The 25,817-nt window shown below is 66.2% G+C and carries 23 protein-coding genes and 1 pseudogene; 10 read left to right on the top strand and 14 right to left on the bottom strand.

Annotation, left to right across the window (positions count from 1 at the left end; genetic code table 11):
• The first annotated feature begins 75 nt into the window (after positions 1-75).
• Complete coding sequence (locus B7E02_RS02260; RefSeq protein WP_179129633.1) at positions 76-990, top strand: LysR family transcriptional regulator; 915 nt, start codon at positions 76-78, stop codon at positions 988-990.
• Here the strand turns inward: B7E02_RS02260 and B7E02_RS02255 are convergent.
• Positions 987-2,273 (bottom strand): MFS transporter, encoded by a 1,287-nt coding sequence (locus tag B7E02_RS02255; protein ID WP_080794372.1) that lies wholly within the window; start codon positions 2,271-2,273, stop codon positions 987-989. The genes B7E02_RS02260 and B7E02_RS02255 overlap by 4 nt on opposite strands.
• 263 nt (positions 2,274-2,536) lie before the next feature.
• Positions 2,537-3,721 carry an acid phosphatase gene (locus B7E02_RS02250; RefSeq protein WP_245802137.1) on the bottom strand — a complete coding sequence of 395 codons (1,185 nt, stop codon included), beginning with the start codon at positions 3,719-3,721 and terminating at the stop codon, positions 2,537-2,539.
• Between the two features lie 146 nt (positions 3,722-3,867).
• On the opposite strand from B7E02_RS02250, the gene B7E02_RS02245 reads away from it, so the two are divergent.
• The 8 genes and pseudogenes from B7E02_RS02245 to aqpZ all read left to right on the top strand — a co-directional run bounded on the left by B7E02_RS02245 (position 3,868) and on the right by aqpZ (position 11,961).
• A complete protein-coding gene (locus tag B7E02_RS02245) occupies positions 3,868-5,511 on the top strand; it encodes an alkaline phosphatase D family protein (protein ID WP_080792612.1) in 1,644 nt (547 codons plus the stop codon).
• 244 nt (positions 5,512-5,755) lie between these two features.
• Positions 5,756-7,044 (top strand): IS3 family transposase gene (locus B7E02_RS02240; RefSeq protein WP_143336607.1). Its coding sequence is split into 2 segments (ribosomal slippage): positions 5,756-6,029 and positions 6,029-7,044, totalling 1,290 coding nucleotides; the frame shifts between segments, so codons are not numbered across the junction.
• Between the two features lie 28 nt (positions 7,045-7,072).
• A pseudogene (locus tag B7E02_RS02235) lies at positions 7,073-7,990 on the top strand (IS630 family transposase); the annotation flags it as partial.
• Between the two features lie 53 nt (positions 7,991-8,043).
• Positions 8,044-8,277 (top strand): hypothetical protein, encoded by a 234-nt coding sequence (locus B7E02_RS14590; protein ID WP_245802136.1) that lies wholly within the window; start codon positions 8,044-8,046, stop codon positions 8,275-8,277.
• Positions 8,278-8,292: 15 nt separating this feature from the next.
• A complete protein-coding gene (locus tag B7E02_RS02230) occupies positions 8,293-9,120 on the top strand; it encodes a restriction endonuclease (protein ID WP_245802135.1) in 828 nt (275 codons plus the stop codon).
• 107 nt (positions 9,121-9,227) lie between these two features.
• Positions 9,228-10,130: an esterase/lipase family protein gene (locus B7E02_RS02225; RefSeq protein ID WP_080792606.1), complete on the top strand. Its 903-nt coding sequence runs from the start codon at positions 9,228-9,230 to the stop codon at positions 10,128-10,130.
• 9 nt (positions 10,131-10,139) lie between these two features.
• Positions 10,140-11,102 (top strand): esterase/lipase family protein, encoded by a 963-nt coding sequence (locus B7E02_RS02220; protein ID WP_080792602.1) that lies wholly within the window; start codon positions 10,140-10,142, stop codon positions 11,100-11,102.
• A 97-nt stretch (positions 11,103-11,199) separates the two neighbouring features.
• Positions 11,200-11,961, top strand: a complete 762-nt coding sequence (gene aqpZ, locus B7E02_RS02215; RefSeq protein ID WP_080792599.1) for an aquaporin Z — start codon at positions 11,200-11,202, stop codon at positions 11,959-11,961.
• On the opposite strand, the gene B7E02_RS02210 is transcribed toward aqpZ, so the two are convergent.
• The 8 genes from B7E02_RS02210 to B7E02_RS02175 form a co-directional block, all read right to left on the bottom strand.
• Positions 11,958-12,893: a Sir2 family NAD-dependent protein deacetylase gene (locus B7E02_RS02210; protein ID WP_080792596.1), complete on the bottom strand. Its 936-nt coding sequence runs from the start codon at positions 12,891-12,893 to the stop codon at positions 11,958-11,960. The genes aqpZ and B7E02_RS02210 overlap by 4 nt on opposite strands.
• Positions 12,894-12,955: 62 nt before the next feature.
• A complete protein-coding gene (locus tag B7E02_RS02205) occupies positions 12,956-13,165 on the bottom strand; it encodes a hypothetical protein (RefSeq protein ID WP_080792593.1) in 210 nt (69 codons plus the stop codon).
• A gap of 171 nt (positions 13,166-13,336) precedes the next feature.
• On the bottom strand, positions 13,337-13,609 hold the full coding sequence (locus tag B7E02_RS02200) for a CHY zinc finger protein (RefSeq protein WP_080792591.1): 273 nt from the start codon (positions 13,607-13,609) through the stop codon (positions 13,337-13,339).
• Complete coding sequence (gene bsaP / locus B7E02_RS02195; RefSeq protein ID WP_080792588.1) at positions 13,609-13,842, bottom strand: biotin synthase auxiliary protein BsaP; 234 nt, start codon at positions 13,840-13,842, stop codon at positions 13,609-13,611. Before bsaP ends, B7E02_RS02200 begins: the two co-directional genes overlap by 1 nt.
• The gene (gene bioB / locus B7E02_RS02190; RefSeq protein WP_080792585.1) at positions 13,843-14,835 is read right to left on the bottom strand and encodes a biotin synthase BioB; all 993 of its coding nucleotides are present in this window, start codon (positions 14,833-14,835) and stop codon (positions 13,843-13,845) included.
• Between the two features lie 129 nt (positions 14,836-14,964).
• Positions 14,965-15,378, bottom strand: a complete 414-nt coding sequence (locus B7E02_RS02185) for a hypothetical protein (RefSeq protein WP_080792583.1) — start codon at positions 15,376-15,378, stop codon at positions 14,965-14,967.
• A gap of 114 nt (positions 15,379-15,492) precedes the next feature.
• A complete protein-coding gene (locus tag B7E02_RS02180) occupies positions 15,493-18,210 on the bottom strand; it encodes an FAD/NAD(P)-binding protein (RefSeq protein WP_080792580.1) in 2,718 nt (905 codons plus the stop codon).
• A complete protein-coding gene (locus tag B7E02_RS02175) occupies positions 18,207-19,217 on the bottom strand; it encodes a pyridoxal-phosphate dependent enzyme (RefSeq protein ID WP_080792577.1) in 1,011 nt (336 codons plus the stop codon). Before B7E02_RS02175 ends, B7E02_RS02180 begins: the two co-directional genes overlap by 4 nt.
• A gap of 137 nt (positions 19,218-19,354) precedes the next feature.
• Here B7E02_RS02175 and B7E02_RS02170 point away from each other — a divergent pair, with 137 nt between their 5' ends.
• Positions 19,355-20,632 carry an MFS transporter gene (locus B7E02_RS02170; protein ID WP_080792574.1) on the top strand — a complete coding sequence of 426 codons (1,278 nt, stop codon included), beginning with the start codon at positions 19,355-19,357 and terminating at the stop codon, positions 20,630-20,632.
• Positions 20,633-20,693: 61 nt separating this feature from the next.
• Here the strand turns inward: B7E02_RS02170 and B7E02_RS02165 are convergent, their stop codons facing one another.
• From B7E02_RS02165 to B7E02_RS02150, 4 genes are read right to left on the bottom strand one after another with little or no spacing between them, the layout of a single operon-like run.
• The gene (locus B7E02_RS02165; RefSeq protein ID WP_245802134.1) at positions 20,694-22,436 is read right to left on the bottom strand and encodes an ABC transporter permease subunit; all 1,743 of its coding nucleotides are present in this window, start codon (positions 22,434-22,436) and stop codon (positions 20,694-20,696) included.
• A complete protein-coding gene (locus B7E02_RS02160) occupies positions 22,436-23,968 on the bottom strand; it encodes an ABC transporter substrate-binding protein (RefSeq protein ID WP_080792571.1) in 1,533 nt (510 codons plus the stop codon). Before B7E02_RS02160 ends, B7E02_RS02165 begins: the two co-directional genes overlap by 1 nt.
• A gap of 50 nt (positions 23,969-24,018) precedes the next feature.
• A complete protein-coding gene (locus B7E02_RS02155; RefSeq protein WP_245802133.1) occupies positions 24,019-24,816 on the bottom strand; it encodes an ATP-binding cassette domain-containing protein in 798 nt (265 codons plus the stop codon).
• Complete coding sequence (locus B7E02_RS02150) at positions 24,813-25,574, bottom strand: ATP-binding cassette domain-containing protein (RefSeq protein ID WP_179129632.1); 762 nt, start codon at positions 25,572-25,574, stop codon at positions 24,813-24,815. The genes B7E02_RS02155 and B7E02_RS02150 overlap by 4 nt, the downstream gene beginning before the upstream one ends.
• Positions 25,575-25,817 lie beyond the last annotated feature (243 nt).

The following is a 25,817-nucleotide window of genomic DNA, read 5'->3' as shown; positions in this document are numbered from 1 at the left end:
CACCGGGTGTGCGCTTCAATGTATTTGACCCTCGATTATTGCAATTACTCTGTGCATGAATGCACAATGGGCACCATGGTCGCCCGCATTGACACCGCACACCTCGAGAGCCTGATCACCTTCCTTTCCGTGGCCCGCCTCGGCCGCTACACCGCCACCGCCAAGAGCCTGGGCATCAACCATTCCACGGTCTCGCGCAGGATCGCCGATCTGGAGAAGGCCCTCGGCGGCGCGGTGCTGACCCGGGGCGCACACGGATGGGAGCTCACCGAACTGGGAACACGGGTGATCCCCGCCGCGGAAACCGCCGAACGGGCGCTGCGCGACCTCGAGTCCTGCGCCGAGGGACGGAGCACCAGGAGGCTGGGGGGCATGATCCGGATCGCCGCCCCCGACGCCTTCACCACCTATGTGGCCATCCCGGCCCTCGCGGAACTGCAGATCAGGGAACCCGGGCTCGGCATCGAGATCACCACCGCCACCCAGCAGGTCCGGCAGCGTCGATCCGGCGTCGATATCGAGATCGTGCTGGGAAAGCCCATCGTGAACAAGGCCGTCACCCATGAGATCCTCTCCTATGAGTTGAAGCTGTACGCATCAGCGGACTATCTCGAGCGCGCGGGCACCCCGACTTCCATAAGCGAACTGGCGCAGCACCGCCTGAACTACTACATCGAATCCGCCCTCCAGGTTGATGATCTCGATCTCGGCGCGCGAAAGATCCCGAGCTATCAGCTCGGGATCAGTTCAACCAGCGTGTTCGCCCATGTGGCCTCAACCCTCAGCGGCGCCGGGATAGGACTGCTTCCCGAGTACGCCGCCAAGGACCCCGCCCTCATCCCGGTGCTCGGCGACCGGTTCGCCCACCGCCTGTCCTACTGGTCGGTGGTCAGGGAGGAGAACATCCGCAACCCCGCCGTGCTGGCGTGCCTGTCGGCCATCAACGCCTTCGCCCACAGCGCCGAGTTCCGGCGGCGCGGCCGGGGCTAGGTGGAGACCAGATGCAGCTGGCGGTCCCTGGCGTCGATCTCCTCGAGGGTAACTCCCCTGGTCTCACGCATCACCAGCGCCGAGATCAGGGACACCCCGCCGGCGAAGGCGATGTAGACCGCGACCGGCACCCACGAATCGAAACGGTCGAGCAGCATCGTGGCGATGATCGGTGCCAGCGAACCCGCGAGAATCGCCGTCACCTGGTATCCGAGCGAGACCCCGGCGTAGCGCATGCGGGTGGGGAACATCTCCGCCATCACCGAGGGCTGACCGGCGTAAAGCAGGCTCTGGGCACCCAGGCCGAGGACGATGGCCACGAAGATGACCAGCGGCTGCGCGGTGTTGAGCATAGGGAACGCGATGAAGGGCCAGCACATCGTGGCCAGAGCCCCGAGGATCTGCACCGGTCGCCTGCCGACGACGTCGTTCAGCCTCCCGATGAGCGGGATCATCACGAACTGGCTCGCATGGGCGAACATGATCAGGAACAGGATCCTTCCGGTGTCCATGCCCACCCACACCGACAGATACGTTATGGAGAAGGTGACAACCATGTAGTACAACACGTTCTCCCCGAACTTCAGGCCCATCGCATTGAGCACGCCGCGGGGATATTTGCGCACCACCTCGAACACACCGAACTGAACCTCATCCGAGGACTCGATGCGCTGTTTGGACTCCTGGAAGATCTTGGCGTCCTCGACCTTGGTGCGCACATAGTAGCCAACCGCCACGATCACCACAGACAGCCAGAATCCAATGCGCCAACCCCAGCTCAGGAACGCCTCCTCGGTCAGAGTCGAGGACAGCACCAGCAGCACGACCGTCGCGAGGAGGTTGCCCAGCGGCAGCGCCGCCTGCGGCCAGCTCGACCAGAATCCACGACTCTTCGCCGGGGCGTGCTCGCCGACGAGCAGCACCGCCCCGCCCCATTCGCCACCGACCGCGATCCCCTGAATGAAGCGCAGCACCACCAGCAGCGTCGGCGCAAGATAGCCGATGCTGTCGTAGGTGGGCAGGCAGCCCATCAGGAAGGTCGAGGCGCCCACCATGATGATCGCCACCTGGAGCAGATGCTTTCTTCCATAACGATCCCCGAAATGGGCGAACACGATGCCACCGAGCGGGCGGGCGACGAAACCGACCGCATAGGTGCCGAAGGCCGCGATGATGCCGTGGTAGGGATTGTCATTGGGCGGGAAGAAGACGACGTTGAACACCAGTGTGGCGGCGGTGGCGTAGAGGAAGAACTCGTACCACTCGACGACGGTGCCGGCCATCGAGGCCACAACCACCCGGCGGAGCCCCTTCGTCGTTCCACCCCCTGCGGACTCCCCGTCGCCGGCGCGGTCCCGCACCGCACCCGCCGTTTCCTGGATACCTTGATCAGACATGTCTACACCTTCCGGTCGGTGCCCTGTGGTCGGGCATTTCAACAAAGTTCGTGGTGCACCTCATTCTGATCTCAAAACGTGTTTCAGGTAACACTTTCCCCGCCGGAAGTTTCGCACTCACCCTGTGCGCTCCCGCACACTCCCTCCGCTTATGGAAGCTCGGTCCACGCCGCGGCCAGGTTGAGCCGCTGCCAGGAACCGTCAGCTCCGGGGCGGTCGAGCGGGGAGCCTGACGAGGCCGCCGTCCGCCCAAGGAGCTCCGCACGCTGCTCCGGCCCGAGCTGTGGGTGCGCGCCGGAGATCAGAATCTGTGCCGTGTCCGGCACAATTATTCCCAGGTCAGTCGGGCCCACCTTCGGCAGTCCGTAGTCCATTCTCCCCCCGTACACCGCCACGGCCCGCTCGTCGCTGAGGTAGGGGGTGTCGGTGGCGGCGCAGTCCGCCACGGTGGTGCCGCACCGCCACTCCAGCTCGGCGCGCAGTTCCGTGGCGGCGGCGTCGATAAGCGTTCGGAACCGTGGGTCACCGAGGCGGTCGGCGGCCGCGGCCATCCCGGTCATCCTCCCGCCGATCACATCGAGGGGGTAGTGCACCCCGAGCACGATGCGGTTGTATCCGACCTCGGATCCGCGGGCGAGCATCTGGGGACCGAACTCGGGGAGCATCGTCGCCAAAAGGATCGACTTCCAGGTGGCCTGACTGGTGTGCCCGGAGGGGAAGGAGGGCGAGGTGGAGTACTCGTCCCCGGCGCCCTCACGGTGGTGGCGGACGACCGCCGCGGGATGGACGACGAAGGGTCGGTCCTGGTTGTACAGGTACTTCTCCGTGAAGGTTGAGGATGCCGGTCCCCCGGCACGCGCCAGCGAACCCGAGAGCAGCTGGGTGGTCTTGGGCAGGCGCCCCTGCCCGACGGCCCGCCTGAAATGCTCCGACAGAGTCGGCCCCCAGGCATCGGACATGGTCAGCAGGAGGTCGTCGTGGTCATCGGCAAGGGCGCGTTCGACGGTGGTGGCACCGGCCGCGTTATTGATCCCCCTCACCGTCTCCATGTTCGCCCTCATCACCTGTGGGGCGTTGGCGCGCAGCAGCGGGAACTGGTCGATGATGCGGTGATAGTCGCCGCCGTCACCGGAGAGATCCGACCGGTATCCGCTCAGCATGGCCTCCGGTGGGAAGGCGCCGGGTACCGGGGCGCCCCGGTACTGCACCGCCGCGGGGGGAAACAACGGGTTCCCGTCAACAGCGGGCTGCGCAGCGGCCGGGGCGGGTGCCCAGGCAAGGACGATCAAGGCGAGGGCGGCCGCCATGACGGTGGTCGACTGGAGAGGTTTCACGGGCCGAATCCTTTATGGAAGGTGGGTGCGGGCTAGGCGGGACGATAGCGCCACAGGGTGATATCCAAATGTCCCGGAAACGAACACCAGGTATCGCACCTTCCTCCGGTTGCCGGGTTGCGCGATGCCGGTGACAATGACCTTCCATGGGCACCCACGCCACACCTCCGCGGCAGCTCTCGCGTCGACAGGCTCTGCTCGGTGCACTCGGCCTCGGTGCAATCGGCCTCGGTGCCGCACCCGCCGACGCGCTGGCCGCCTCCCCATTCCGGCACGGCGTGGCCTCCGGCGACCCGCTGCCGGACGCGGTCATCCTCTGGACACGCCTGACCCCCTCCCCCGAGGCGACACCGGGATCCGGACTCGGCGCCGACACCGGCGTGCGCTGGGAGATCTTCACCGCGGCCGGGGTCACCGCCTCCGGTACCGTGCGCACCCACGCCGGCTCGGACCACACCCTGCGTATCGACGCCCGCAACCTCACTCCGGCCACCGTCTACCACTACCGGTTCACCGTCACCGACGGCCCGCACACCGGCGCGGTCTCACCCACCGGCCGCACACAGACAGCGCCGCCGGCGGGGGCACGCACCGACAGCCTCCGCATCGCCCTGGCGTCCTGCGCGAACTGGGAATCCGGCTTCTTCGCCGCCTACGCCGACCTCGCCGCACGCGGATGGAACGGTGACCTGGACCTGGTGGTCTTCCTCGGGGACTACATCTACGAGTACGCGCGCGGAGAATACACCGGAAAAGCCGGGGCCACACGCGCCCACGAACCACCCTGGGAAACCACCACCCTCGGCGACTACCGGGCACGATACGGCCACTATCGCACCGATCCGGCCCTGCAGTCGGCGCACGCCTGCGCCCCCTGGATCATGGTGTGGGACGACCACGAGACAGCCGACAACTCCTGGCGCGGGGGAGCGACCAACCACGACGCCACCGCCGAGGGCCCCTGGGCCGAACGCTCGGACGCGGCCCGCCGCGCCTACTTCGAATGGCAGCCCATCCGCCGCGTCGCCGAAACGGACAGGGACCGCATCTACCGCTCCTTCGACTTCGGCGACCTGGCGCATCTGTCGATGATGGACCTGCGCACCCACCGCGACGAGGCGATCGACCACATGCACTGGCTCACCGGTGCCCCCACCACACGGACCATGCTCGGCGAACAGCAGTATCGCTGGCTCGAGGAGGACCTCGACGGCGCACACGCCCGCTGGAACATCATGGGCAATTCAGTGATGATGGCACCGTTGAACGCAGCCACACTCAACCAGCACGAACAGCTCAACCCGGTCGCCGAATTCCTGGGCGTCCGCTCCGCGGAGGGAATCCCCCTCAACCTCGACCAGTGGGACGGCTTCGGCGCCGACCGCACCCGCCTCCTCCACCTCCTCCGCCGGCAGCAGCTCGCCCGCGGATGCGACACCCTCTTCCTCACCGGCGACATCCACACCGAATGGGCCAGCTGGATCACTCTGGAGGGCGTGCCACTCGGGTTGGAGGTGGTCTGTGCTTCCATAAGCGCACCGAACATCGACGAGCAGCTCAACCTCCCGGTGGACAACCCCGTCTCCCTCCTCGCCGAGACCGTGATCGCCAACGCGAATCCGCACATCCGGCACGTCGACCTGGACGCCCACGGCTACTCGATCGTGAGGCTCGGCAGGGATAGCGCGGAGATGAGCTGGCTCAGGGTGAGCGATTTGGGCGACCCCGGCTCGGCTGTGGTCGAGTCCTTCCATAAGCGGTGGGAGATCGGGAGGGGGTTCGTATCCTAGTGTCGCGTTAATGGTTCGTGGTGTGGGCGAATTGCCTATGGCGAATTCTCCTGCTCCGGCGTTAGTACTTCGTGATGGTGACCGGGATGAGTTGTTGTCGTGGACGCGGTCGACGGCGATCGGTGCCGGGCTGGCGATGCGGGCGAGGATCGTGTTGCTCGCGTCGGAGGGGGTGGCGAACGCGCGGATCGCTGAACCGGCCCAGGTTTGATGCCGCATCTTTTCGAGTTGAGAGGATGGCTTCATGCCAAAGAAGATTGATGCGCAGGTCCGTGAACGAGCGGTCAGGCTGGTGCGCGAGCACCGATCGGAGTACCCATCGAACGCGAAGGCGATCGCAGCCGTTGCGCGTCAGGAGGGCGTCGGCGTGGAGTCGCTGCGCCGGTGGGTGATCCAAGCTGAGATCGATGCCGGCACCAGAGAAGGTCAAACCAGCGAAGAGCACGCTGAGATCAAGCGGCTCAAAGCCGAGAACCGTCGGCTCCGTGAGGACGTAGCGATCCTGCGCGCGGCGACGACTTTCTTCGCGGGGGAGCTCGACCCCCGCAACCGTTGATGATGGGCTTCATCGACCAGATGCGTTCGGAGGGCTTCGCCGTCGAGTCGATCGTTCGCGTCCTGCGTGAGCAGGGCATGAAGATCGCGGCACGCACCTACCGGTCCTGGAAACGCCCCCGGATTTCGGCCCGTACAGTAGCCGACGCGATGGTCGTGGACGCGGTCCGTGACGCCGCCTGGACGACCGTCGAGGATCAGGCCGGTGAGCAACGTCGTCGGATGACTCCGGAGGGGTTGTACGGGCGGAAGAAAATGACCGCCCTGATCCGCCGCACCGCGCTCCCGGAGGCCTCCCGCGGGGCAGTCGACCGTGCCATGCGGGCATTGGGGCTTTCGGGCGTCACGCGGGCGAAAGCGATCCGTACGACGATCCGTGTGAAGGACGGGATCCGGGCCGGGGATCTGCTGAACCGGGACTTCACCGCCCCGCGGCCCGATCACACGTGGGTCACCGATTTCACCTATGTCCGCACTTGGGCGGGATGGGTGTATGTCGCGTTCATCCTCGACGTGTTCTCGCAACGCATCGTGTCTTGGCACGTCCAGACCACCAAGCATGTCGACCTCGTCATGATCCCGCTGCGCATGGCGCTCTGGGAACGTGACCGGCAAGGCCACCGAGTCGGCCCCGGACAACTGCGGCACCACTCGGATGCGGGGGCCCAATACACCTCCGTGATGCTCACCGAGCATCTCGCGCTCGAGGGTATCGCCGCCTCGATCGGGACCGTCGGCGATGCGTACGACAACGCGCTTATGGAGACGATCAACGGGCTCTACAAGGCCGAATGCGTGCGTACGACGATCTTCCACGACGGCCCCTACAAGACAATCGCAGACGTCGAGTTCGCGACCGCCGGATGGGTCGACTGGTACAACAACCGAAGGCTTCACGGTAGCCTTGGAATGGTCAGCCCCGACGAGTTCGAGGCGACCTACTACGCGGCCCTCACCGAGGAGTCGCTCCCCGCATAGAAGCGGCACAGAACCCGGGCCGGTTCACGCGGCTGAAGTCGGGACGACGACATCGGTCTGGAAGTGGCGGAAGCGGTATGTCGAGGCCGGTTTACCGGGGCTGGGTGATGCGTCTCGTTCAGGGAGGCCGAAGCGTGTTGATGATGAACGAATCATCGCGGCAACTCTTGGGCCGCCACCGAAGAAGTACGGGGTGACGCATTGGTCTTCGAGGCTGCTTGTGACCCATTTGAAGATCGGGAACGCGACCGTTGCTCGAGCGTGGCGCACGTATGGCGTGCTGCCGTGGCGGTGTGAGACGTTTAAGTTCTCCACTGACCCGGAGCTGGTCGGCAAGGTCACCGATGTTGTGGGGTTATTTCTGGCACCGCCGGAGAACGCGATCGTGTTGTGCGTGGAAGAGAAGAGCCAGATCCAGGCGTTGGAGCGGACCGCGCCGATGCTGCCGATGCGCATCGGGGACACAGAGAAACGCACCCATGACTACAAGCGGCATGACACGACGACCTTGTTCGCGGCGTTGGAGATCGCGACAGGGCACGTCACCGGTGCGGTCAAGCCCAAGCACCGCCGTCAGGAGTTCCTGGCATTCCTACGCCAGCTTGACCGCGCCCACCCGGAGCGGGAGTTGCACCTGGTGATGGATAACTACGCCACCCATAAGACGCTCGAGGTGAAGGACTTGCTTGAGAAGCACCCGCGGTTTCACGTGCATTTCACCCCGACCTCGGGGTCGTGGCTGAACCTCGTTGAGGTCTGGTTCGGGATCATTGATCGCCACGCGATCCGCCGCGGCGTGTTCACGAGTGTGAAGGACCTCAATGCGAAGATCCGGCAATTCATCACCGGTTGGAATGTCCGCAAACACGCCTTCATGTGGACCAAGACCGCCGACGAGATCCTCACCAAAGCGAACCGTCAACCAACTTCAGAAACGCGACACTAGGCTGTCCGCCGATACCGCCGCGCAACCCTGTGCGATCTGCACCATTTCCCCTTTTGACCAGTACGAACGACGTTGACAAGGATGACGCGATGGCGACGATGTGGGGAATCCACAATGACACACTGACCCACGAGCTTGTCGACGAGGGATTTGTCAGCATCGGCTGGGATGAGCTCGGTGATCTTTCCACGATCCCCAATGGGCGGGCCGGCAAAAAGGATGCGCTGCATGAACTCCATCCGAGGGACTCGCCGAACCGGATCGCCGGTAGGGCGGGAGTGGCCTAAAGATTCGTCCATGAAATGGCCATCGGGGATGTGATTGTCGCTCCGTACAAGCCCGACAGCACCATCAGCATCGGCATCGTGGACGGCCCCTACTATTTTCAGGCCGACGCTGCGTCCCATCCCAACAGACGGGCGGTGAGATGGATCAAGACCGGTCTGCCGCGAGCGGTTTTCAGCCAATCCGCGCTTTACGAGCTGGGTTCTTCGCTGACGCTGTTCAAGATCAGTCGACACACCGATGAGGTGTTGACGGTGATGAACGCAGATACCGAGGACGCGGATACACTCGCCGAATCGGTGGATGAGCTTCCCGACCGAGGATCCACCGATACGGATCCGGTCGAGGATGAACCGGAGCAGCCCCGGGCGTCCAGGATCGACAGGCACATCCGAGATTTCGTCCTCGATGCCCTGTCCAGCCGAATCACGCCATGGGAGTTCGAGGAGATCTGTGCGGATCTGCTTCGGGTAATCGGATATCAGGCACGCGTAACTCGATATTCATCAGATGGTGGGGTGGATATCATCGCGCACAGGGATCCGCTGGGGGTCGAACCCCCACAGATCAAGGCACAGTGCAAACAGAAGGTTTCGACGGTTGGCGCACCCGAGGTGCAGCAGCTGGTGGGTACGCGGGGACACGACGAGCTCTGTCTGTTCTTCAGCCTGGGCGCCTACAGTCGTGATGCACTGGCCATTGAGCGTCAGCGACCTGGGCTGCGACTGTTGTCCGGCGAGGATATCGTCTCTCTACTACTCGACAATTACGACCTGCTCCCGGAGCGCTGGAGGAGAACCATACCGTTGACGCCGGTGCTCGTGGTCTCCGACTTCGCCGACTGACTCCGGTGCTCACTGCTTCCATAGGCCGCGCAGCGGAGTGGTCCGGGGTTCGCGGTGTGACGGTTGCTCACCGCGCGCCATCCGCTTATGGAAGATATGGTGTGGCCATGTCCCAGGAAGAGCCGGGTCTGCTCCGGCGTGCTCTCGATCGTGGCGTGGCCAAGCTGCGTCGGAACCCGCGCGGAGACATCACGGAGGAACTCACGCAGGAGTTCTACGACCATGCAACCAATATCACGCTGCCGCTGACAGCGCGGCTGAAGCCCAAGGGTTTCTTCCAGGACGACTGGCGTGCCCGTCCGACTGCGGCGCGCCCGTGGCCCGTCGTTCTCATCCATGGTTCGGGGGCGAGCAAGGGGTCCTGGCAGGAGCTGGGTGCGGAGCTGCGGAAGGCGGGATGGGCGGTGTTCGCGCCGGATTTCGGCACCCGGGCCACCGATCCCATCGCAGAGTCCGCGAGCCAGGTCGGTGCGTACATCGATGCCGTGCTCCTCATCACCGGCGCGGCGCAGGTGGTGCTGGTTGGCCATTCCCAGGGTGGGGTCGTTGCACGCTACTGGATGCGCACCTACGGCGGCTACATGAAGGTCCGCCACATGGTCTCGCTGTCCGTGCCCAATCACGGAACGCTGATGGGCGGGATCCTCAATCCCATGACCAAGCTGCGCCGCGGTGAGGGTTTCCTGGAGTCGGTGATGGATTCCCTGTTCGGGCCGACCGGGTTCGAGCAGCTGCGCGGACATGACATCATCACCTTCCTGGCGGAGGGCGGGGACCTCGATCCCGGGGTCAGCTACAGCTGCGTTGCGACGCACCTCGACCCCTTCATCCAGCCACCCGAGGTGGCCTTCCTGGAGGTGGGTGAGGATGACGATCCGGACCGGGTACGAAACATCTGGGTCGAGGACGACAATCCGCGTGCGATGATCAGGCACAACGACATGGTCCGTGATCCGCGGGTCATCGAGATCGTGCGTGCTGAACTCGACCGCGTCGCACGACTCGGTTAAGTTGGGTGCATGCACGTCGATCCCCTTGGTGAACTTCGTCTGGAGCTGAGTTCCGCGATCAGGTCCCTGTGGCGCAACGTCCCTGACGATCAGAGCCCGAAGGTCGATTCCCTCGATGATGACCTGGTTCAGGAAATCGTCACCAACTATCTGGCCAACCCCGATCACCGCGACGGTTTCGATGATGACAGCACCGGTTCCCTGCCGCTGATGGCACGCCGGAAGCCGCAGGGCGTCTTCGAGGATGACTGGCGTGCCCGGCCCACCGCGGAACGCCCCTGGCCCGTCATTCTCATCCATGGCACCGGTGACACGAAGGGTTACTGGCAGCAGATGGGGGCGGACCTGCGTCACGACGGCTGGGCGGTCTTCGCACCCGACTTCGGCAGGCGCGCCACCGGTCCGGTCAGGGAGTCTGCGGAACAGATCAAGGCCTATATCGAGGTCGTCCTATCGGTGACCGGGGCGGAGCAGGCGATCCTGGTCGGCCATTCCCAGGGTGGGGTGCTCATCCGCTACTGGATGCGGCTGCTCGGGGGTGCGCCGAGGGTCAAGCATCTGGTCTGCCTCGCGGTGCCCAACCACGGGACCACCATGGGCGGCATCGTCAGTCCGCTGCTGCGCAGCAACCGCGGGGAGGCGATCGCCTACAGCGTGGCGCAGTCGTGGTTCGGCGAGGCCTGCGTGGAGATCATCCGCGGACATCCCACGATCGAGGCCATCAACGCCGGAGGCGACCTCGACCCGGGGGTGACCTACACGTGCATCTCCACCCATTTCGACACCGTGATCCAGCCCCCCGAGACCTGTTTCCTCCAGGCCGATGACCCGGCGGATGCCGACCGCGTGCGCAATCTCTGGGTGGAAAACCTCTCACCGAACGCCGTGGTCCTCCATGAAACCATGCCCTATGACATCAACGTCAGGGCACTGGTCAGGGCCGACCTCAACAGGTTGCTTTCCGCGGAGTAGATGAAACTCTGGCCCATGTCCACCCACTGTCCTAGACTCTGGATCACCGGTCGGCATCCGGCACGACCGGACTCCATCCGCAATGGGACTGATAAGAATGAATACTCCCCCGCTCATCTCACGCCTCGGTGCTGAGGCAATCGGTACATTCTGGCTCGTCTTCGGTGGTTGCGGCTCAGCCGTGTTCGCCGCCATATTCCTCAACGACGATGGAATCCAGCTCGGCATCGGATTCCTCGGCGTCGCCCTCGCCTTCGGTTTGACGGTCCTCACGGGCATCTACGCCTTCGGCCACGTCTCCGGTGGGCACTTCAACCCGGCGGTCACCGTCGGTCTGGCCGTCGGCAGGCGCTTTGCCTGGAAGGATGTCATCCCCTACATCATCGCCCAGGTCATCGGTGGTCTGATCGCCGGCGCCGCCATCTACGCGATCGCCTCCGGCAAGCCGGGGTTCGAGGCCGTGGGCAGCATGGCGGCCAATGGTTTCGGCGAGCATTCACCGGGCGGTTACGGGCTCGGTGCGGCACTGCTCATCGAGATCATCCTCACCGCAATCTTTCTCTACGTCATCCTCGGTGCCACCGACGGCCGCGCCCCCAAGGGTTTCGCGGGTATCGCCATCGGCCTCACCCTCACCCTGATCCATCTGGTTTCCATCCCTGTGACCAACACCTCGGTCAACCCGGCGCGTTCCACGGCGGTCGCCTTCTTCAACGGCAACGGCGCCCCCGGACAGCTCTGGTTGTTCTGGCTCGCACCGATCATCGGCGCGATAATCGCCGGGGCAACCTACCGCTTCATCACAGCGGAGGGCGCCGCGGCTCCCAAACCCGAGATCACCGGGGAGGTCAGAAACTAGAGGTCCAGGCCATCGAGGATGGCATCCATCGCAGGTCCGATCCGTGTTCGCCAGACGATCTCGGCCCGGGCATCGGCGCGACCGGGCCCGCCGTTTACCACCGCCACGGGCTTTCCCGCGCGCTGTGCCTCGATAACGAGCCGGTAGCCGCTCATCACCGCCAGCGACGAGCCGATGACCACCAGCGATGAGGCCCTCCCCAGCAGCTCCAGGGACCGCGCCCTGCTTATGGAGGATACAGGCTCACCGAAGTAGGTGACATCAGGTTTGAGCAGCGTCGACGCGCACCTGACACAACCGACCATCCGGAACCGCGCCACCTGCTCCGGATCCAGGAAGACATCACCGTCCGGGTTGAGCACGCGGGGATCCAGGCGCACCGCATCCACAAACCCCGGATTCGCGGACTCCAGGCGTCGGTCGAACTCCCGGCGGTCCTCCACGAATCCGCAGTTCAGACACAGCACCCTGGAGAGATCCCCGTGCAGGGGCAGCACCCTGGTGCTGCCCGCGGCAAGGTGGAGGCCATCGACGTTTTGTGTGATCAGGGCGTCGACAAGCCCTGCACGCTCCAGTTCCGCGAGGCTGAAGTGGGCGCGGTTAGGCGCGGCCGAGGCCATCACCCGCCACCCGACGAAGGAACGCGCCCAGTAGCGGTGCGAGGCGCGTATGTCGTGGCGGAACTCCTGGTAGGTCATCGGCCGGTGGCGTCCATGACGGCCACCGGGTCCGCGGTAGTCGGGGATGCCCGAGTCGGTGGACACCCCGGCGCCGGTGAGGACGAGGACGCCTCCGGAGCGGAACAGCCCCACGACACCCGCCCTCGCCGCCCCGTCCTCCATAGGCGTGGCGGTGTCGGTGACCACACGGTTGATCGAACGCAGAGCCGCCCGGTGCGCGCGGGCGATGTCGGGGTTGAACACCGACGCCATTGTAATCGTCCACGACGCACCCCTTCCGCCCCGGCTGGGGCGCCGACCACAGCCGCGCTCGCCTAGCCAAGAGCCTCGATCCGCACGCCGCGCCCGCGCGCGAAAACTCCGACGATCTCGCGGATGGCGTCGGAGAGCTCCCCGGTGAGCTCGAGTGTTCCGCCCCCGTCAGGGCTCGAGAGGGTGAGCGCTCCGCTTATGGAAGAGATGAACTCCTCCTCCAGCTGATGGTGTCCGCCCGGATCGGGTACATAGGTCGAAGCAGTGCTCATCGGACTTCAGTCCTTTCCTTGGGTGCGACTCGTCGTCCGTAGACCGGTCACACCGACTGTACACATCAGCGACATCGTGTTTCCCCGCACCGGGAAGGCACCGCCGTCCAGGTGGGCGGCTGGCCGCGGCCGCGCTTCTCGACGCCCGGACCGCACCCCCTCACCCACCCACTACAGGTCGAAGTAGATCCCCGCGTGCAGGGAGCAACCGGGGTTGAAAGGGTGGCCGCACCCCGGGCACCGGGGCTGCGCCGAGTACTCGGCGTAGCCCATCAGGAGCCCGCAGGCGCCGCACCGGGTGGAGTCGGGGGCGTCGAGAGGCATCCTTCCGAAGGGGTGCTCCGTGGCCTCCGCGTGGCAGAGATGACAGGCCCAGAACTCCCCGCAGGTGGAGCACCTGTTGAGCACCACGTCGTACTCGCTGTTGTAGTGGCGGCAGCCCATCAGCGCCGCTCCAGATACACCGAGTCCAGCTCGCCGTGACGCGAGCACTGCGCCAACCAGCCGTCGGGACGGACCTGCACCTTCATTCGCCGGCCACAGATCTGGCAGTAGCGCGGCGCCTCCAGACCGGCACGCGCGGACGGTGAAAGGTGCTGCTCATCACCCCGGAGACCGGTGTTGGGATGAAACAGGGGTTGTTCCCCCGCAAGCACGGCGGACAGCAGCTCCGACATTTAAATCACCTTGTTCAGTACCTTGATGGGAAGCTGGAGCCTGTCCATCATATCGAGATCGCGTTCCATGGGCCTTCCCATCGTGGTGAGATAGTTGCCGACGATCAACGCATTGATCCCACCCAGCAGCCCCTGCTCCGCGCCCTGATCACCGAGGGTCAGTTCCCGGCCGCCCGCGAAGCGCAGCGTGGTGTGCGGCATCGCCAGGCGGAAGGCACCGATGGCACGGAGTGCATCCGGAGCTTCCATAAGCGGAAGGTCTGCGAAGGGGGTGCCGGGGCGGGGATCGAGGAAGTTCATTGGAACCTCGGTGGGATTCAGCTCGGCGAGCTGCACCGCGAACTCGGCGCGCTGTTCGAGCGTCTCGCCCATGCCCAGAATTCCTCCCGAGCACACCTCGAGCCCTGCGTCGGCAACAAGATGAAGGGTGTCGCGGCGCTCCTCCCAGGTGTGCGTGGAGACGACCTCCGGGAAATACGACCGCGCGGTCTCGAGATTGTGGTTGTAACGGTGCACCCCCGCCCTCGCCAGCCGCTCGACCTGCTGCGCATCCAGCGTGCCTATGGAAGCCGCGACCTCGATGTCAACCTCGGCGTGGATCGCGGCGACCGCCTGCTCCATCTGCTCCACCAGCTTCTCATCCGGCCCCTTGACCGCCGCGACGATGCAGAACTCGGTGGCCCCGGACTTGGCGGTCTGCTTGGCGGCCTCGACAAGCTGTGCGATATCGAGCCAGACCGAACGCACGGGTGATTCAAAGAGGCCGGACTGGGAACAGAAATGGCAGTCCTCGGGGCAGCCGCCGGTCTTAAGCGAGATGATGCCCTCGACCTCGACCTCTTCCCCGCACCACTTCAACCGGACCTGGTGCGCCATCTCCATAAGCGCGGGAATCTCCGATTCCGGGAGGTTGAGCACCTCCAGCACCTCGGCCTGGTCCAGACCTGTTCCGTTCTCGAGAACCTTTACTCGGGCTGTTTCAAGGATCGTCACGCCTACTCCTCACGCAAATGGATGTGTAGGGAGATAGCTTAACCACCGATTGAACAGTGTTCAATTCGGGTCAGGAGACGCGCACGCGGGTCCCGGGTCCCCGGGCGACCGCGCGCTTATGGAAGGACGTTACTTCCGCCCCTTCCGGCGCGGAGCGAAAACCAGCGCACCGGCGATCGCGGCCAGGAAGAGGTCCTTGGACAGGCCGGTTCCCGCCTCGGAGGGTCGGATGCCGTCCTCCCTGGTCATGGCGGGATTACGGAAGTAGATAGCGAGCAGGCCGGCGGAGAAGGCACCGAGGGCGAGTCCCGCGAGACGGTTGGGCACCACCGGTGCGACGAGCGCGCCGCCGATACCGAGCTCGGAATAGGCCAGCAGTTTGCCGAAGGTGTCGGCGTCGAGGCCCCCAAGCTGCGGCACACCCGTCGAGGCGAATCCCTTGAGTCCCTCGGCCGCCTCCGGTGGCAGGCCGAGCTTTCCATAACCGGATTGCAGTAGATAGGCCCCGGACACGCCCCGCAGAATTGCGTTGGACAAACTCATGTGCTGCCTCCATAGAGAAAAGTTGTTGATTCGCCACCAACCCTACAGAACCGCCGGGGCCGGCACGCCCGGGCCCATCGCGGAGATCGGTCAACCACGGCCGACCAGGGTGGATCAGCCGGGCAGGTCGATGTCGTCGAGCATCTCGGCCCCGGGCTCCGGGCCGGTCATCACCACGTTGCGCGCCAGCGGAATCTGATGCGAGGCGCTTTCGAGAATGTGCATAAAATATCCGGCGGTGTTGGGAATGGCCACGATATCGCCCGGCGCGACACCCCTCGGGAAACGCATGCGGCGGCGGACGATGACCTCATCCTCGATGCAGTAGGCACCGACGAGGTACCCCTCGGCACCGGGCCCCCACCCGTTCGCGGCGGGCCGGCCGGTGGGGATGAGGATGGGATCAAGGAGGATGTCATCGGAGGTCGTCCGGCACTGGGTCCGGTTCATCTCGAGGCCGATGAGCGGGACACCGTCGCTGCGCCTCTTCAGGAAGGCGACGCGGGCGAGGGTCATTCCGCAGCCGTCGAGAATCGAGCGCCCCGGTTCAAGATGAAGGCGCAGCCCGCGGGAGACGAAGCCCCGCGCGATGGGTTCTGCGAGCACCTCGGACAACCAGCGGCCACGGGTCGGCGACTGGTGGAAGGGGTAGGTCGCGGTCAAGGGATCATTCTTCCAGGTGAAATCCGCGCCCGCGCGGAGTGCGGCGCGGAAGGCGCGCCATTGCGCGGGATCGTCGAGATAGCTCATCGGCACTCCTCCACCGAGGTCGATGAATTCACAGCCCGGGTGGGCGTCGGCAAGCGCAAACGCCTCGGTCAGCGCGGCCCGCCGGTCCGCGGCGGCATAGCCGTGCAGGTGCAGATGCACACCGACGACGCCTATCGACGCCCCCGTCTCCGCCCCCAGCCACACATCGAGGAGCTCACCGAAACGCGTCGGCGGCAGTGTGCGCGGATCCGGCGCCAGTCGGGGGGCCACCCTGGCGATCCGCTTATGGAAGGATGCCAGCTCCCCCACCCTCGCCAGCTCCGCCAGGGAATCGACCGAGATGCACACATCACTGGTGATAGCCAGCTCGAGCAGGGAATCCGGCTTGATGGCCGCGCTGAGGATGATCCGCCTCCCCGGTACCGACCGCGACAGCACCTGGCGCAGCTCCCGCTCACTTGCCACGTCCACCCCGTGCCCGCCGTTCCGGACGGCGTCGACGAGGGACAGCGCCTTGTTGGCCTTGCGGGCGAAGAAGATGCGCGTGTCCACCCCGGCGTCCCGACCCGCGTCGATGAGTTCGCGGACCCGTCCTTCCATAAGCGGCGGGCGCAGGAGGTTCACCGGCGATCCATGGCTCTCAAGTAGGCGGTCGCAGCGCCGCGGGTCCGCGGCCACCGCCACCATCCACGGCTCCAGGCGGGCGCTCAGCGGTACGGTGGCCCCCATGCCGCGATCGAGGGGCGGCGTCCCGGCCGCGGCGACGACCCTCCGCGCCCACCGCGGGATCACATCGTGGAGGGTACGCGAAAGCGTGTCGGGGCCCAGGACGCGATCCGCGGCGTCGCGGCCGACGATCGCCAGGTGCGCGAACCCCGGGACCGAACCGTCACGGTCGACGATCGCGGCCCGGCCGCCGCGCCGCACACCGAGCTTGTCGACGACTCCACCGGCGGCAACGCCGGGGGGTGCGGTGGTGGCGTCGACAAGCAGGTCGGCTACCGAGGGGTCGGCGGAGGTGTCGATGAGCCCGGCGTCGATGAGCGCGAGAATGATATCGGCGTTGACCGGCGGCGGCCCAAAGGCGACGCGCTCCATCCGCCGCGCCAGTTCGGCGAAGCCGGGCAGCGGATCGCGGTAGGAGACGCGGTGCACGATCGCGGGGTAGAGGCGTCGCCACGCCTCGCCCACCGCCCAGCGCGCACCCGGGCGCACGCGACCGACGGCGACATCGCGGGAGAGCCGGAACTCCGCCACGGGATCCCCGCTCGCATCCGTCCCGTCGAGCACCGCGGGGAAATCACCGAGATCGGCAACGGATTCGGCGCGCCCGAGTATCCCCCGCGCCGCCGCGAGCAGGGCGGTACGGATCCCGTGAAGGTCGACCGCCGCGCGCACCGCCAGGGATCCCCTGTGCACAATCGCGTCCAGATCCAGTTTCGCCAGGTCACCGGCGGGGTCCGGCTTAACTTCCATAAGCCGTCCGCTGCGACTTGTCGGAATGATCAGCGACGGTTCACCGCCACCGCGCACATAGACCCCGTTCTCCACCCGGCCACCGCGACCAAGGCTCAGCGCCAGCGCGGCATCGATGAAGGTCAGCGCCATGCCCCGCACCGCCACCACCGCTCCGGGCGCGACCGCGTCCAGCTGCCCGTGCGGATAGATGCCGGACAACGTACCCCTGCGGCCCGTGGCGTGGCCGGTGGTCACCAGGAGCTCGTCGTAGACGCGGCCCTCGACACGCCAACCCGAGGCCAGCTGCTCCACGGACTCGACGCGCCTATGGAAGGTGGTGACCCCGCGGCGTGCGCAGCGCTCCCAGGCCTGCGCGAGGAACGCGCCCACCAGCGCCCGCGGCGGGAAGGGATCCAGTGGCAGGTCCTCTCCGCCGTCCCTGCGCCACCGATCGAAGGAGGTCCATGCCGTGGTCACGATGGAGGAGGCGACGTTGAGTCGCCAATAATCCGGCTGATCGGTGGAGTAGGCCGAACCCGCACCCGGAACGCCCTGCTCGTAGACATCGATGTCAAGGTCGACCCAGTTGGTGTCGGAGGCGTCGAGAAGCTCCTCGACGGCCCAGAGTCCCCGCGGCCCGGCACCGATGATGGCCACCCTCATGTCATCAGCTCCTCGCGGCGCCGCAGCTCCCCGGCACACATTCCCAGGTTCTCCTCGACCCAGGCATCGTCGTAGATCGTCTCCAGGTAGGAGGCCCCGGAATCGTGGAGGACAAGCACGACCTCGGTGCCGGGTGCGAAATCGCCGATCCTTTCCATAAGCGCGGCGACGACCGCCCCTCCCGAGGCGCCTGCGAGGACACCCTCGCGGTGGACGAGTGCGCGGGCGCCGACCACCGATGCGGTGTCGGCGACGCGGACCACCTCGTGCGGATGGGCGTTCTTCTCCAGTTCCGGCGCTACGCCCGCACCGAAACCCGGGAGGACCCGCGTCCCCCTGCTGCCTCCGAAAAGAACGGAACCCTCCGCATCGACACCGATGGCCAGGGTGCGCGCGCCTATGGAAGCGAGGTGCCTGGCACACCCGCCGATGGTGCCCGTGGTGCTCATGGCCACGAACAGCAGATCGGGGGCGTGACCGAGGTCCGAGACGATCTCGCTCATCGTCCCGGCCGCGTGCGCGGTGAACGCCGCGGGATTGGAGTACTGATCGAAGCTCACGGAATCCGGGATCTCCATGAGCAGCTCCCGGACCATGGCGCGTCGGGCGATGAGCCAGTCGCCGGTTTTCGGATCCGGCGCGGTGACGCGGTGGATGGTCGCCCCGAACGCCGACATCAGTGCCACAGTGCGCCGGTTCACCCGGGGGTCGACGACACAGTGGAACGCCCAGCCATGGAGGAGACACTCACGCGCGAGCGCGACCCCGAGATTGCCGGAGCTGGATTCGACGATGCTGGTCTTAGCCGTCATGCTTCCGTCGCTGAGCGCCGCGTCGATCATCGCCAGTGCGGTGCGATCCTTCGCACTGCCGCCGGGATTGAACTCCTCCAGTTTCGCCCAGATGAGGATATCGTCACGGTCACTGAGGCGCGCCAGGCGCACGAGCGGGGTGTTGCCCACCGCACCGGTGATCCCGGCAACTGGTTTTCCACGGCCGGAGGTCATGCAAATCATCCTATATATGTTTTGCCCCTGGCTTCCATAAGCGGGCACAGCGGCCGCAGATGGGTGAACGGCTAAACTCACTTGGGCATCGATCCCTCACCGCAGTAGGTGGTCACTGAAAGGAGGCAGGCTCAACAATGCCCACGGAGCTCGCCACAACCGCTGCCCCCGGCGGTGCGTACCGACGTTTTCGGGGCTTGTCCACGGCAGTCCAGCTCCTGTTGTGGACCCAGCTGATGTTCAACGTGGGCTTCTACCTGGTTGTGCCCTTCCTGGCCACGTTCATGACGCAGTCTCTGGGTGCCAGCGGCGCCATGGTCGGACTCGTCCTGGGACTGCGCACCTTCAGCCAGCAGGGCCTGTTCTTTCTCGGCGGTGGGCTGACCGATCGCTTCGGTGTCAGACCCGTGCTGCTGACCGGAATCGCGATCCGTGTCCTGGGGTTCCTCATCGCTGCGTCGGCGGACTCCACGGTGCACCTGATGATCGGCGTGATCCTCATCGGTTTCGCGGCGGCGTTGTTTTCTCCCGCCGCGGAGGCCGCACTGGCGACGACGGGGCGCGACACCGAGCGCGCAGGGTCGACAACACGTGCGGAGGTCTTCGCTTTTGACACATTCTTCTCCCGCACCGGTGCCCTCCTCGGCCCTGTGCTCGGCGCCCTGTTGATCGACATCGGATTCGACGTCACCTGCTGGGTGGCCGCCGGGATCTTCTCCCTGCTCTTTCTCGCCCATCTCCTTCTGATTCCCGCGGTCCGGACCGGGACTGCCACCCCCCTGCTGCGGGGCTGGTCAACGGTGCTGCGCAACAGGGTGTTCCTCATCTTCGCGCTGGCTTACAGCACCTACCTGGTCTCCTACAATCAGCAGTACCTTGCGCTGCCCACCGAGCTCACCCGCGCCCGGGGGCACCAGGAAGACCTCGGCTGGATGTTCGTCTACTCCAGTGTGCTCATCCTGCTGCTCCAGATTCCGCTCGGGAGGAGGGCCCAGCGGATGCCACGACAGCGAAGCCTCGGGGCCGGTTTCGCCCTGACTGCCGCGGGATTCCTCCTCCTCGCGGTCGCGGCGGTGTTCCCACCCCCGCCCGGCCTGTGGTCCCTGGCCCCCGCGGTGACGATGCTGACCCTGATGCATCTCGGCCAGATGCTCGCCGTACCCGTCGCCCGGGACTTCGTCGGCATTCTGGCCGGGGAGCGAAACCTCGGTGCGTACTTCGGTTTCCTCAACACTTTCGGGGGTCTGGCGGTCCTCGGGAGCTCATTGTTTCTGGGCCACCTCCTGGATGCCGCCACCACCCCCCAACCGCAGGCGGCGCTGCCCTGGTTCCTGCTCTCCCTGATCAGTGCCTCCTCCGCCCTCGTCCTGGTTGCCCTCTGCCGCAGGGTCGGCGCGGCGACCGGCCGCCCATAGGCCGCGCCCCGTGGCCGTCCCGGGTTGAGTGGGTGCGGGCGTCGAGAAGCGGGGGTCAACTTCAGCGGCGGCGCGGAGGCAGCGCGGACAGTGACACCGCGAGCATGGAGGACAGAACCAGCGCCGTGGCCGGTGCCAGCACCGCCCACGGGGCGCGCTCCACGTAGTCGATGCCCTCCGAGAGAATCAGACCCCACTCCGGGGTCGGCGGATGCGGGCCGAGGCCGAGGAAACCCAGTGCTGCCAGGGCGAGGGCGATTCCGGGAAGACGCAGAGCCGCGTGCCTTGCCACCGGGGGTATCACGGTGGGCAGCACATGGACGAGCAGGATCCGGGCGCGCCCCACGCCGAGGACAGGCAGCATGGCGATATGCGGTTGCGCCCTGGCCTCGGTGACCAGCGATCCGGTGTGCGCAGCCAGTGGCGCCCAGCTGACGGCGGCGACCGCCAGCGCGGCCCCGCCCGTGCTCGGTCCGGCGATGGCGGCGACGATTAATCCGGCGATGATCGGGGGAGCCGCGTTGGTGATCTCGAAGACGCCGACGGGGAGCCGCGGAAAGCACCCGAGCACCAGGCCGAGCACCAGGCAGATCAGCACCACCACGACGGCTGAGCCGAGCGTGGTCACCGCGCCGTGTCCGACGCGGGCGAGCAGGTCGCGCCCACTCGCATCAGCCCCGAACGGCAGTGCCGGGGACGGGCCCTCCAGCCTGCCGTGGGCTGAGGTGAAGGGGTCACGGAGAAGCCCGGTGATGATAATCAGTGCCAGCACAACGGCGATGACCACCGGAACAACGAGGTCACGCCTCCGCAGGTGCCGCTGCTCAATCTGGACGGGCATGGAATCCTGGTGCAGCGCCGGACCCAGAAGAATCCGGCGGGCCAACCCGGTGAGGGCGCCCACGATCACAGCGAGCAGCACCAGTGCCAGCACCCCGGCCTGCAGGGTGGGAATGTCCTGGGAGCTGGCGGCGCCCAGGGTGGTCCGGCCCAGTCCCGGGATCGCGAAGACCTGCTCCACGGTCACCGCGCCGCCGGTCAGTCCGATGAGCACGAGTCCGACCTGGGGAAGCACCGGCGTCAGAGCACGCCTGAACACCGCCCCGGCGAGCCTAACCGTCGTTGCACCCGCCATCTGCCAGGTCAGCACCCATTTCTCGCTGAACACCGCGGTGATGGAATCCGAGATCAACCGACCGATCAACCCGCCTGCCGGAATGCCGAGGGCGAGCGCCGGCAAAACGGCATAGTGCAGGCTCTTCCATCCATAGGGCGGAAACCAGCCCAGCCACACCGCACCGATAACCAGGAGCACGGCCGCGAGGAGAAACTCCGGCAGCGCGGTGAAGGCCACGGCGAGCAGACCCGAACCCCGGGACGGTCGGCCCCTCAGGCCCCGCACCATCGGTGGCACCGCGATCGCCGCCGTCGCAACGCAGGCGACCATCATCGCGCACCCCATAAGCGTGACCGAGACTCCCAAGGCGTTGATGATTCCGGGGAGCACCGGCCTGCCGCTGATCCAGGATTGCCCGGCGTTGCCATGGGCGAGTCCGCCGAGCCAATCGGCGAACACTCCCCACGGTCCGCGATCGAGACCCAGCTGTTCACGGACGGCGGCGAGGTTTTCCTCCGTGACCTCCAGATCCGCATAACGTGCGCGCAGAATCGTGTACTCGGGGCGGTTGCCGGACAACCACGGGAGCATGCCGATCAGAAGCACGACCGCGCTTATGGAAGCCACGCGCGAAGCGGCGATGATCAGCGTATCTGTGCGGGAGGAGGAGCGTCGGAGAGAAGACACTAGCCGAGTTCAACCTTCGACTCCGGGGTGATCAGCTCGCGTTCGCGGGAATCGCGGGCGACTCCGCTCACGCCCACGGCCTCCCCCTGGATGACGCGCTCGTGCAGCAACGGGATTGCTGCGGTGTTCTTCAGGATGAGCGCCTCGGCGCCCATGATGGCCTCCTTGCGTGCGGTCCCCTGCTCCAGGGCCGCGGCTTGCTCGAGTGCGCGATCAACGTCCGGATCGCAGAACTGGGAGATGTTGAAGGAGCCCTCGCACGCGAAGTCGCTGTACATGTAGGCCACCGGGTCCCCGGAGTCCAGGACGGTCGCCCTGGAGAGGATGAAGGCGTCGAAGGCCCCGTCGATGGCATCGGACTCGATGTACTGGTATTCGCGGACATCCTGGTTGACGATGAATCCGACCGCCTCGAGCTGCTGCTCGAGGCGGACCGCCACCTCGGGAAGCTCAGCACGGTCGGTGAAGGTTCCCAGGGAGATCTCCACGCCGTCAACGGTCGCCGGCTCCGCCCGCTGCCCGATGGTGGCGCGGTAGCCCTCTCGGTCGCGGTACTCCGCCGCCCACGGCAACGCAGGTCCCAGGAGTCCGACCGCTTCGTCGGCCCGGCCCTCATAGACGCCGTCGACAAGCGTTGCCCGGTCGATCGCCGCATTGGCGGCGGCTCGCACCGCCGGGTCGGCGAACGGCCCCCGACTGGTGTTGAGATAGAGGGTGTTGGTACGGGGCATGGGCACCTCGATGATCATGTCCTGATCGATCTGGGCGGCCTGACCCACCGGGATGGCCTCCACGACCTGCGCATCTCCGGTGCGCAGAGCTGCCGCGCGCGCGGTACCATCGGGAACGAAGGAGACATCGATTCCCTCGGCGATGGCTTTGTGCCCCCAGTAATTCTCATAGCGGTCGAGGGTTGCCGATGATGTCCCGTCGACGGCGGTGAGTTCGAAGGCGCCGGTGCCGTGCCCGACGGGATCGACGACCCCGTCGCTTCCATAAGCGGCGGCGGAGAGTATGGACAGCTGCGGGCTCGACAGTCGCTGCGGCACCAGCGGATCCTCATCGGCGGTGCGCACGACGACGTCGCCGTCATCGGCCGTGACGGTCATGTCCACGCCGTCGAGGATGCGCGGCTTCGGGACCGCCTCGGTTGCGCTGCTCAGCGCCCGGGCCACGGTCTCCGCCGTCAGTTCGCTGCCGTCATGGAATGTGACTGCCTCCCGGATTCTGAAGCGCCACGTGTCGGGGCCCTCCCTGGTCCACCCGGTCGCCAGGGCCGGCTGGGCCTCCCCCTCATCATCGAGTACGACGAGGGTTTCGGCGGTGCTCCAGCGCGACAGTTTGAAGGCATCATCGCTGAAGGGGGACAAGCCGCTGCGCGGAGGAAGAAGCATGGCGACGGAGATGCGACCATCGCCGGTTCCCTCAGAGGGAGCCGAGGTGCCGGTACCGCTGAAGCAGCCGGACAGGGCGAACACGCCTATGGAGGCGAGGACGGCAATGAGGGGTTTTCTCATGGGGGTGACAGACATGGGGTTTCCTTATGGGGTCGTGGGCGGTCTGGGGGGAACGCCCGGATGTTCTATGGGGAGAGGGGCGTCGGTAAGCGGGGCACCGATCTCAGCAGCAGCCGGGTTTCCGGGTGCGCCGGTGAACTCAGCAGCTGGGAGATCGGCGCGCGCTCGACCACCTCACCCGCCGACATCACCATGGCGTCGGTGCACAACCGGGCGGCGGCCTCCAGGTCGTGGGTGACCATGAGAATCGACATTCCCCCCTCGACGGACAATCGGTGCAGCAGTTCCAGCGTCTCATCCCTGAGGGGGAGGTCTAGGCCGCTGACCGGTTCATCGGCAAGCAGGGTCCCGGCACCGATCGCCAATGCCCTGGCGATAGCCACCCGCTGCGCCTGACCACCCGAGAGCTCGTTGCGACGGCGGGACTCGAACCGCGGCCCCAGATCCACCTGCGCCAGGGCCCTTCTGGTCATCCCCCGGTGATCGCCTTCGATCCCAAGTCTGCGCAGGGGGTCGGAGACCAGCGCGCCGACAGACATCCGCGGACTCAGACTCAGCGCCGGATCCTGGGGGATGTACTGGACACTGCGGCGGTACCACCGCAGACTCCGCAGCGACCCCGGTTCCACCTTCCGACCCCCGTAGCTCACACCACCGGAATCCGGGAGGTCCAGCGCCAGGAGCATCCGCAGCAGGGTGGACTTTCCCGACCCGGAACGCCCGACTATGGCCATCCGCTGCCCCGGTTCCAGGGACAGGCTGACATCGGAGACCGCGGCGACCGTCCCACCGCGTCCCCGCCTTCCGGGCCGGGTGTGGACACGGCTGAGACTGTCGCCCCTGAGGGTCAGTGCCACGCTCACGCCACCCACCCGCCCCGCCGCTTCGCCTGCTCGACCAGAGACCTGGTGATGTCCCGAACCGGATTGCCCAGGACCTCGGTGAGCGACGCGTCCTCCACGATGCGTCCGGCTTCCATAACCAGAACGCGGGTGCACAGCTGTGCCGCCAGCGCCAGGTCGTGGGTGATGAACACCAGGGTTTCCACACCGCCCAGCGCCTCAACCACGACCGCCTGATTGATCACATCCAGGGCGGTTGTGGATTCATCGGTGATCAGCAGCCTGGGTGCGCAGGCCAGACCGAGTGCCACGCACACCCGCTGACGCTGTCCTCCGGAGAGTTCCCCGGGGTAGGAATGCAGGATCCGCTCCGGATCATCCATCCCGACGCGGCGGAGAAACTCAGCGGCGTTCGTGCTGTCCACTCCCCGTACCCGGAGCGGAATCCCCATCTGTTCAGCGACCATGACCAGTGGGTTCAGGGCGTCGGCGCTGTCCTGGCGCACGACGACGATGCCACGGTCCCCCACCGTTCGTGCGGTCACAGCACGACCATCGAAGGTGACCGTTCCGCTTATGGAAAGTGTCGCCGGCACGGTGCCGCTGAGTGCGCCGGCGAGCAGCGACTTCCCCGAACCCGAACGCCCGATGACGGCCACCCGCTCCCCTTCGCCGATGTCCAGACTGACGTTGTCGATCAGTGGGGATGCGGGCCCGTCACGGCGTGCCCCGTGACGTCTCATCGTGACGTCCGTTGCACGCAGCAGTGCACCGGCCATGCCATCCTCCTTCCCCGGAGTTCCCGATGTATCACACATTCAAGTGGAAACTGTTTTCAGTAAGCTTTGCAAATATAGCACAGAGCGGCACCGGCGCAAGGAAACCATGTCCTTCCATAAGCGGCGGAGCCGGACGGTGGATGTCACCGCGGACGCCTATGGAAGCCGCGGGCGGGAATCCACCGGGTATGCGCCCACCCCGAGGAATGGTTGGACTCCCGGAAGGGTCTTCCGGTTCCCCCC

The sequence above is a fragment of the Corynebacterium pacaense genome (assembly GCF_900169525.1).
In the GTDB taxonomy this organism is placed as follows: Bacteria; Actinomycetota; Actinomycetes; order Mycobacteriales; family Mycobacteriaceae; genus Corynebacterium; species Corynebacterium pacaense.
Note: the sequence above shows the minus strand (reverse complement) of the source record. Positions and strands in the feature narration are given on the sequence as shown.

Excerpts from the sequence above, each read along its gene's own strand:
- B7E02_RS02230 (WP_245802135.1), top strand. The coding sequence starts at position 8,293 with ATGGCCATCGGGGATGTGATTGTCGCTCCGTACAAGCCCGACAGCACC.
- B7E02_RS02160 (WP_080792571.1), bottom strand. The coding sequence starts at position 23,968 with ATGTCTGTCACCCCCATGAGAAAACCCCTCATTGCCGTCCTCGCCTCC.
- B7E02_RS02245 (WP_080792612.1), top strand. The coding sequence starts at position 3,868 with ATGGGCACCCACGCCACACCTCCGCGGCAGCTCTCGCGTCGACAGGCT.
- bsaP (WP_080792588.1), bottom strand. The coding sequence starts at position 13,842 with ATGTCGGAGCTGCTGTCCGCCGTGCTTGCGGGGGAACAACCCCTGTTT.
- B7E02_RS02205 (WP_080792593.1), bottom strand. The coding sequence starts at position 13,165 with ATGAGCACTGCTTCGACCTATGTACCCGATCCGGGCGGACACCATCAG.
- B7E02_RS02170 (WP_080792574.1), top strand. The coding sequence starts at position 19,355 with ATGCCCACGGAGCTCGCCACAACCGCTGCCCCCGGCGGTGCGTACCGA.
- B7E02_RS02185 (WP_080792583.1), bottom strand. The coding sequence starts at position 15,378 with ATGAGTTTGTCCAACGCAATTCTGCGGGGCGTGTCCGGGGCCTATCTA.
- B7E02_RS02220 (WP_080792602.1), top strand. The coding sequence starts at position 10,140 with ATGCACGTCGATCCCCTTGGTGAACTTCGTCTGGAGCTGAGTTCCGCG.
- B7E02_RS02200 (WP_080792591.1), bottom strand. The coding sequence starts at position 13,609 with ATGGGCTGCCGCCACTACAACAGCGAGTACGACGTGGTGCTCAACAGG.
- B7E02_RS02225 (WP_080792606.1), top strand. The coding sequence starts at position 9,228 with ATGTCCCAGGAAGAGCCGGGTCTGCTCCGGCGTGCTCTCGATCGTGGC.
- B7E02_RS02255 (WP_080794372.1), bottom strand. The coding sequence starts at position 2,273 with ATGGCCGGCACCGTCGTCGAGTGGTACGAGTTCTTCCTCTACGCCACC.
- B7E02_RS02260 (WP_179129633.1), top strand. The coding sequence starts at position 76 with ATGGTCGCCCGCATTGACACCGCACACCTCGAGAGCCTGATCACCTTC.
- aqpZ (WP_080792599.1), top strand. The coding sequence starts at position 11,200 with ATGAATACTCCCCCGCTCATCTCACGCCTCGGTGCTGAGGCAATCGGT.
- B7E02_RS02175 (WP_080792577.1), bottom strand. The coding sequence starts at position 19,217 with ATGACCTCCGGCCGTGGAAAACCAGTTGCCGGGATCACCGGTGCGGTG.
- B7E02_RS02180 (WP_080792580.1), bottom strand. The coding sequence starts at position 18,210 with ATGAGGGTGGCCATCATCGGTGCCGGGCCGCGGGGACTCTGGGCCGTC.
- B7E02_RS02150 (WP_179129632.1), bottom strand. The coding sequence starts at position 25,574 with ATGGCCGGTGCACTGCTGCGTGCAACGGACGTCACGATGAGACGTCAC.
- B7E02_RS02210 (WP_080792596.1), bottom strand. The coding sequence starts at position 12,893 with ATGGCGTCGGTGTTCAACCCCGACATCGCCCGCGCGCACCGGGCGGCT.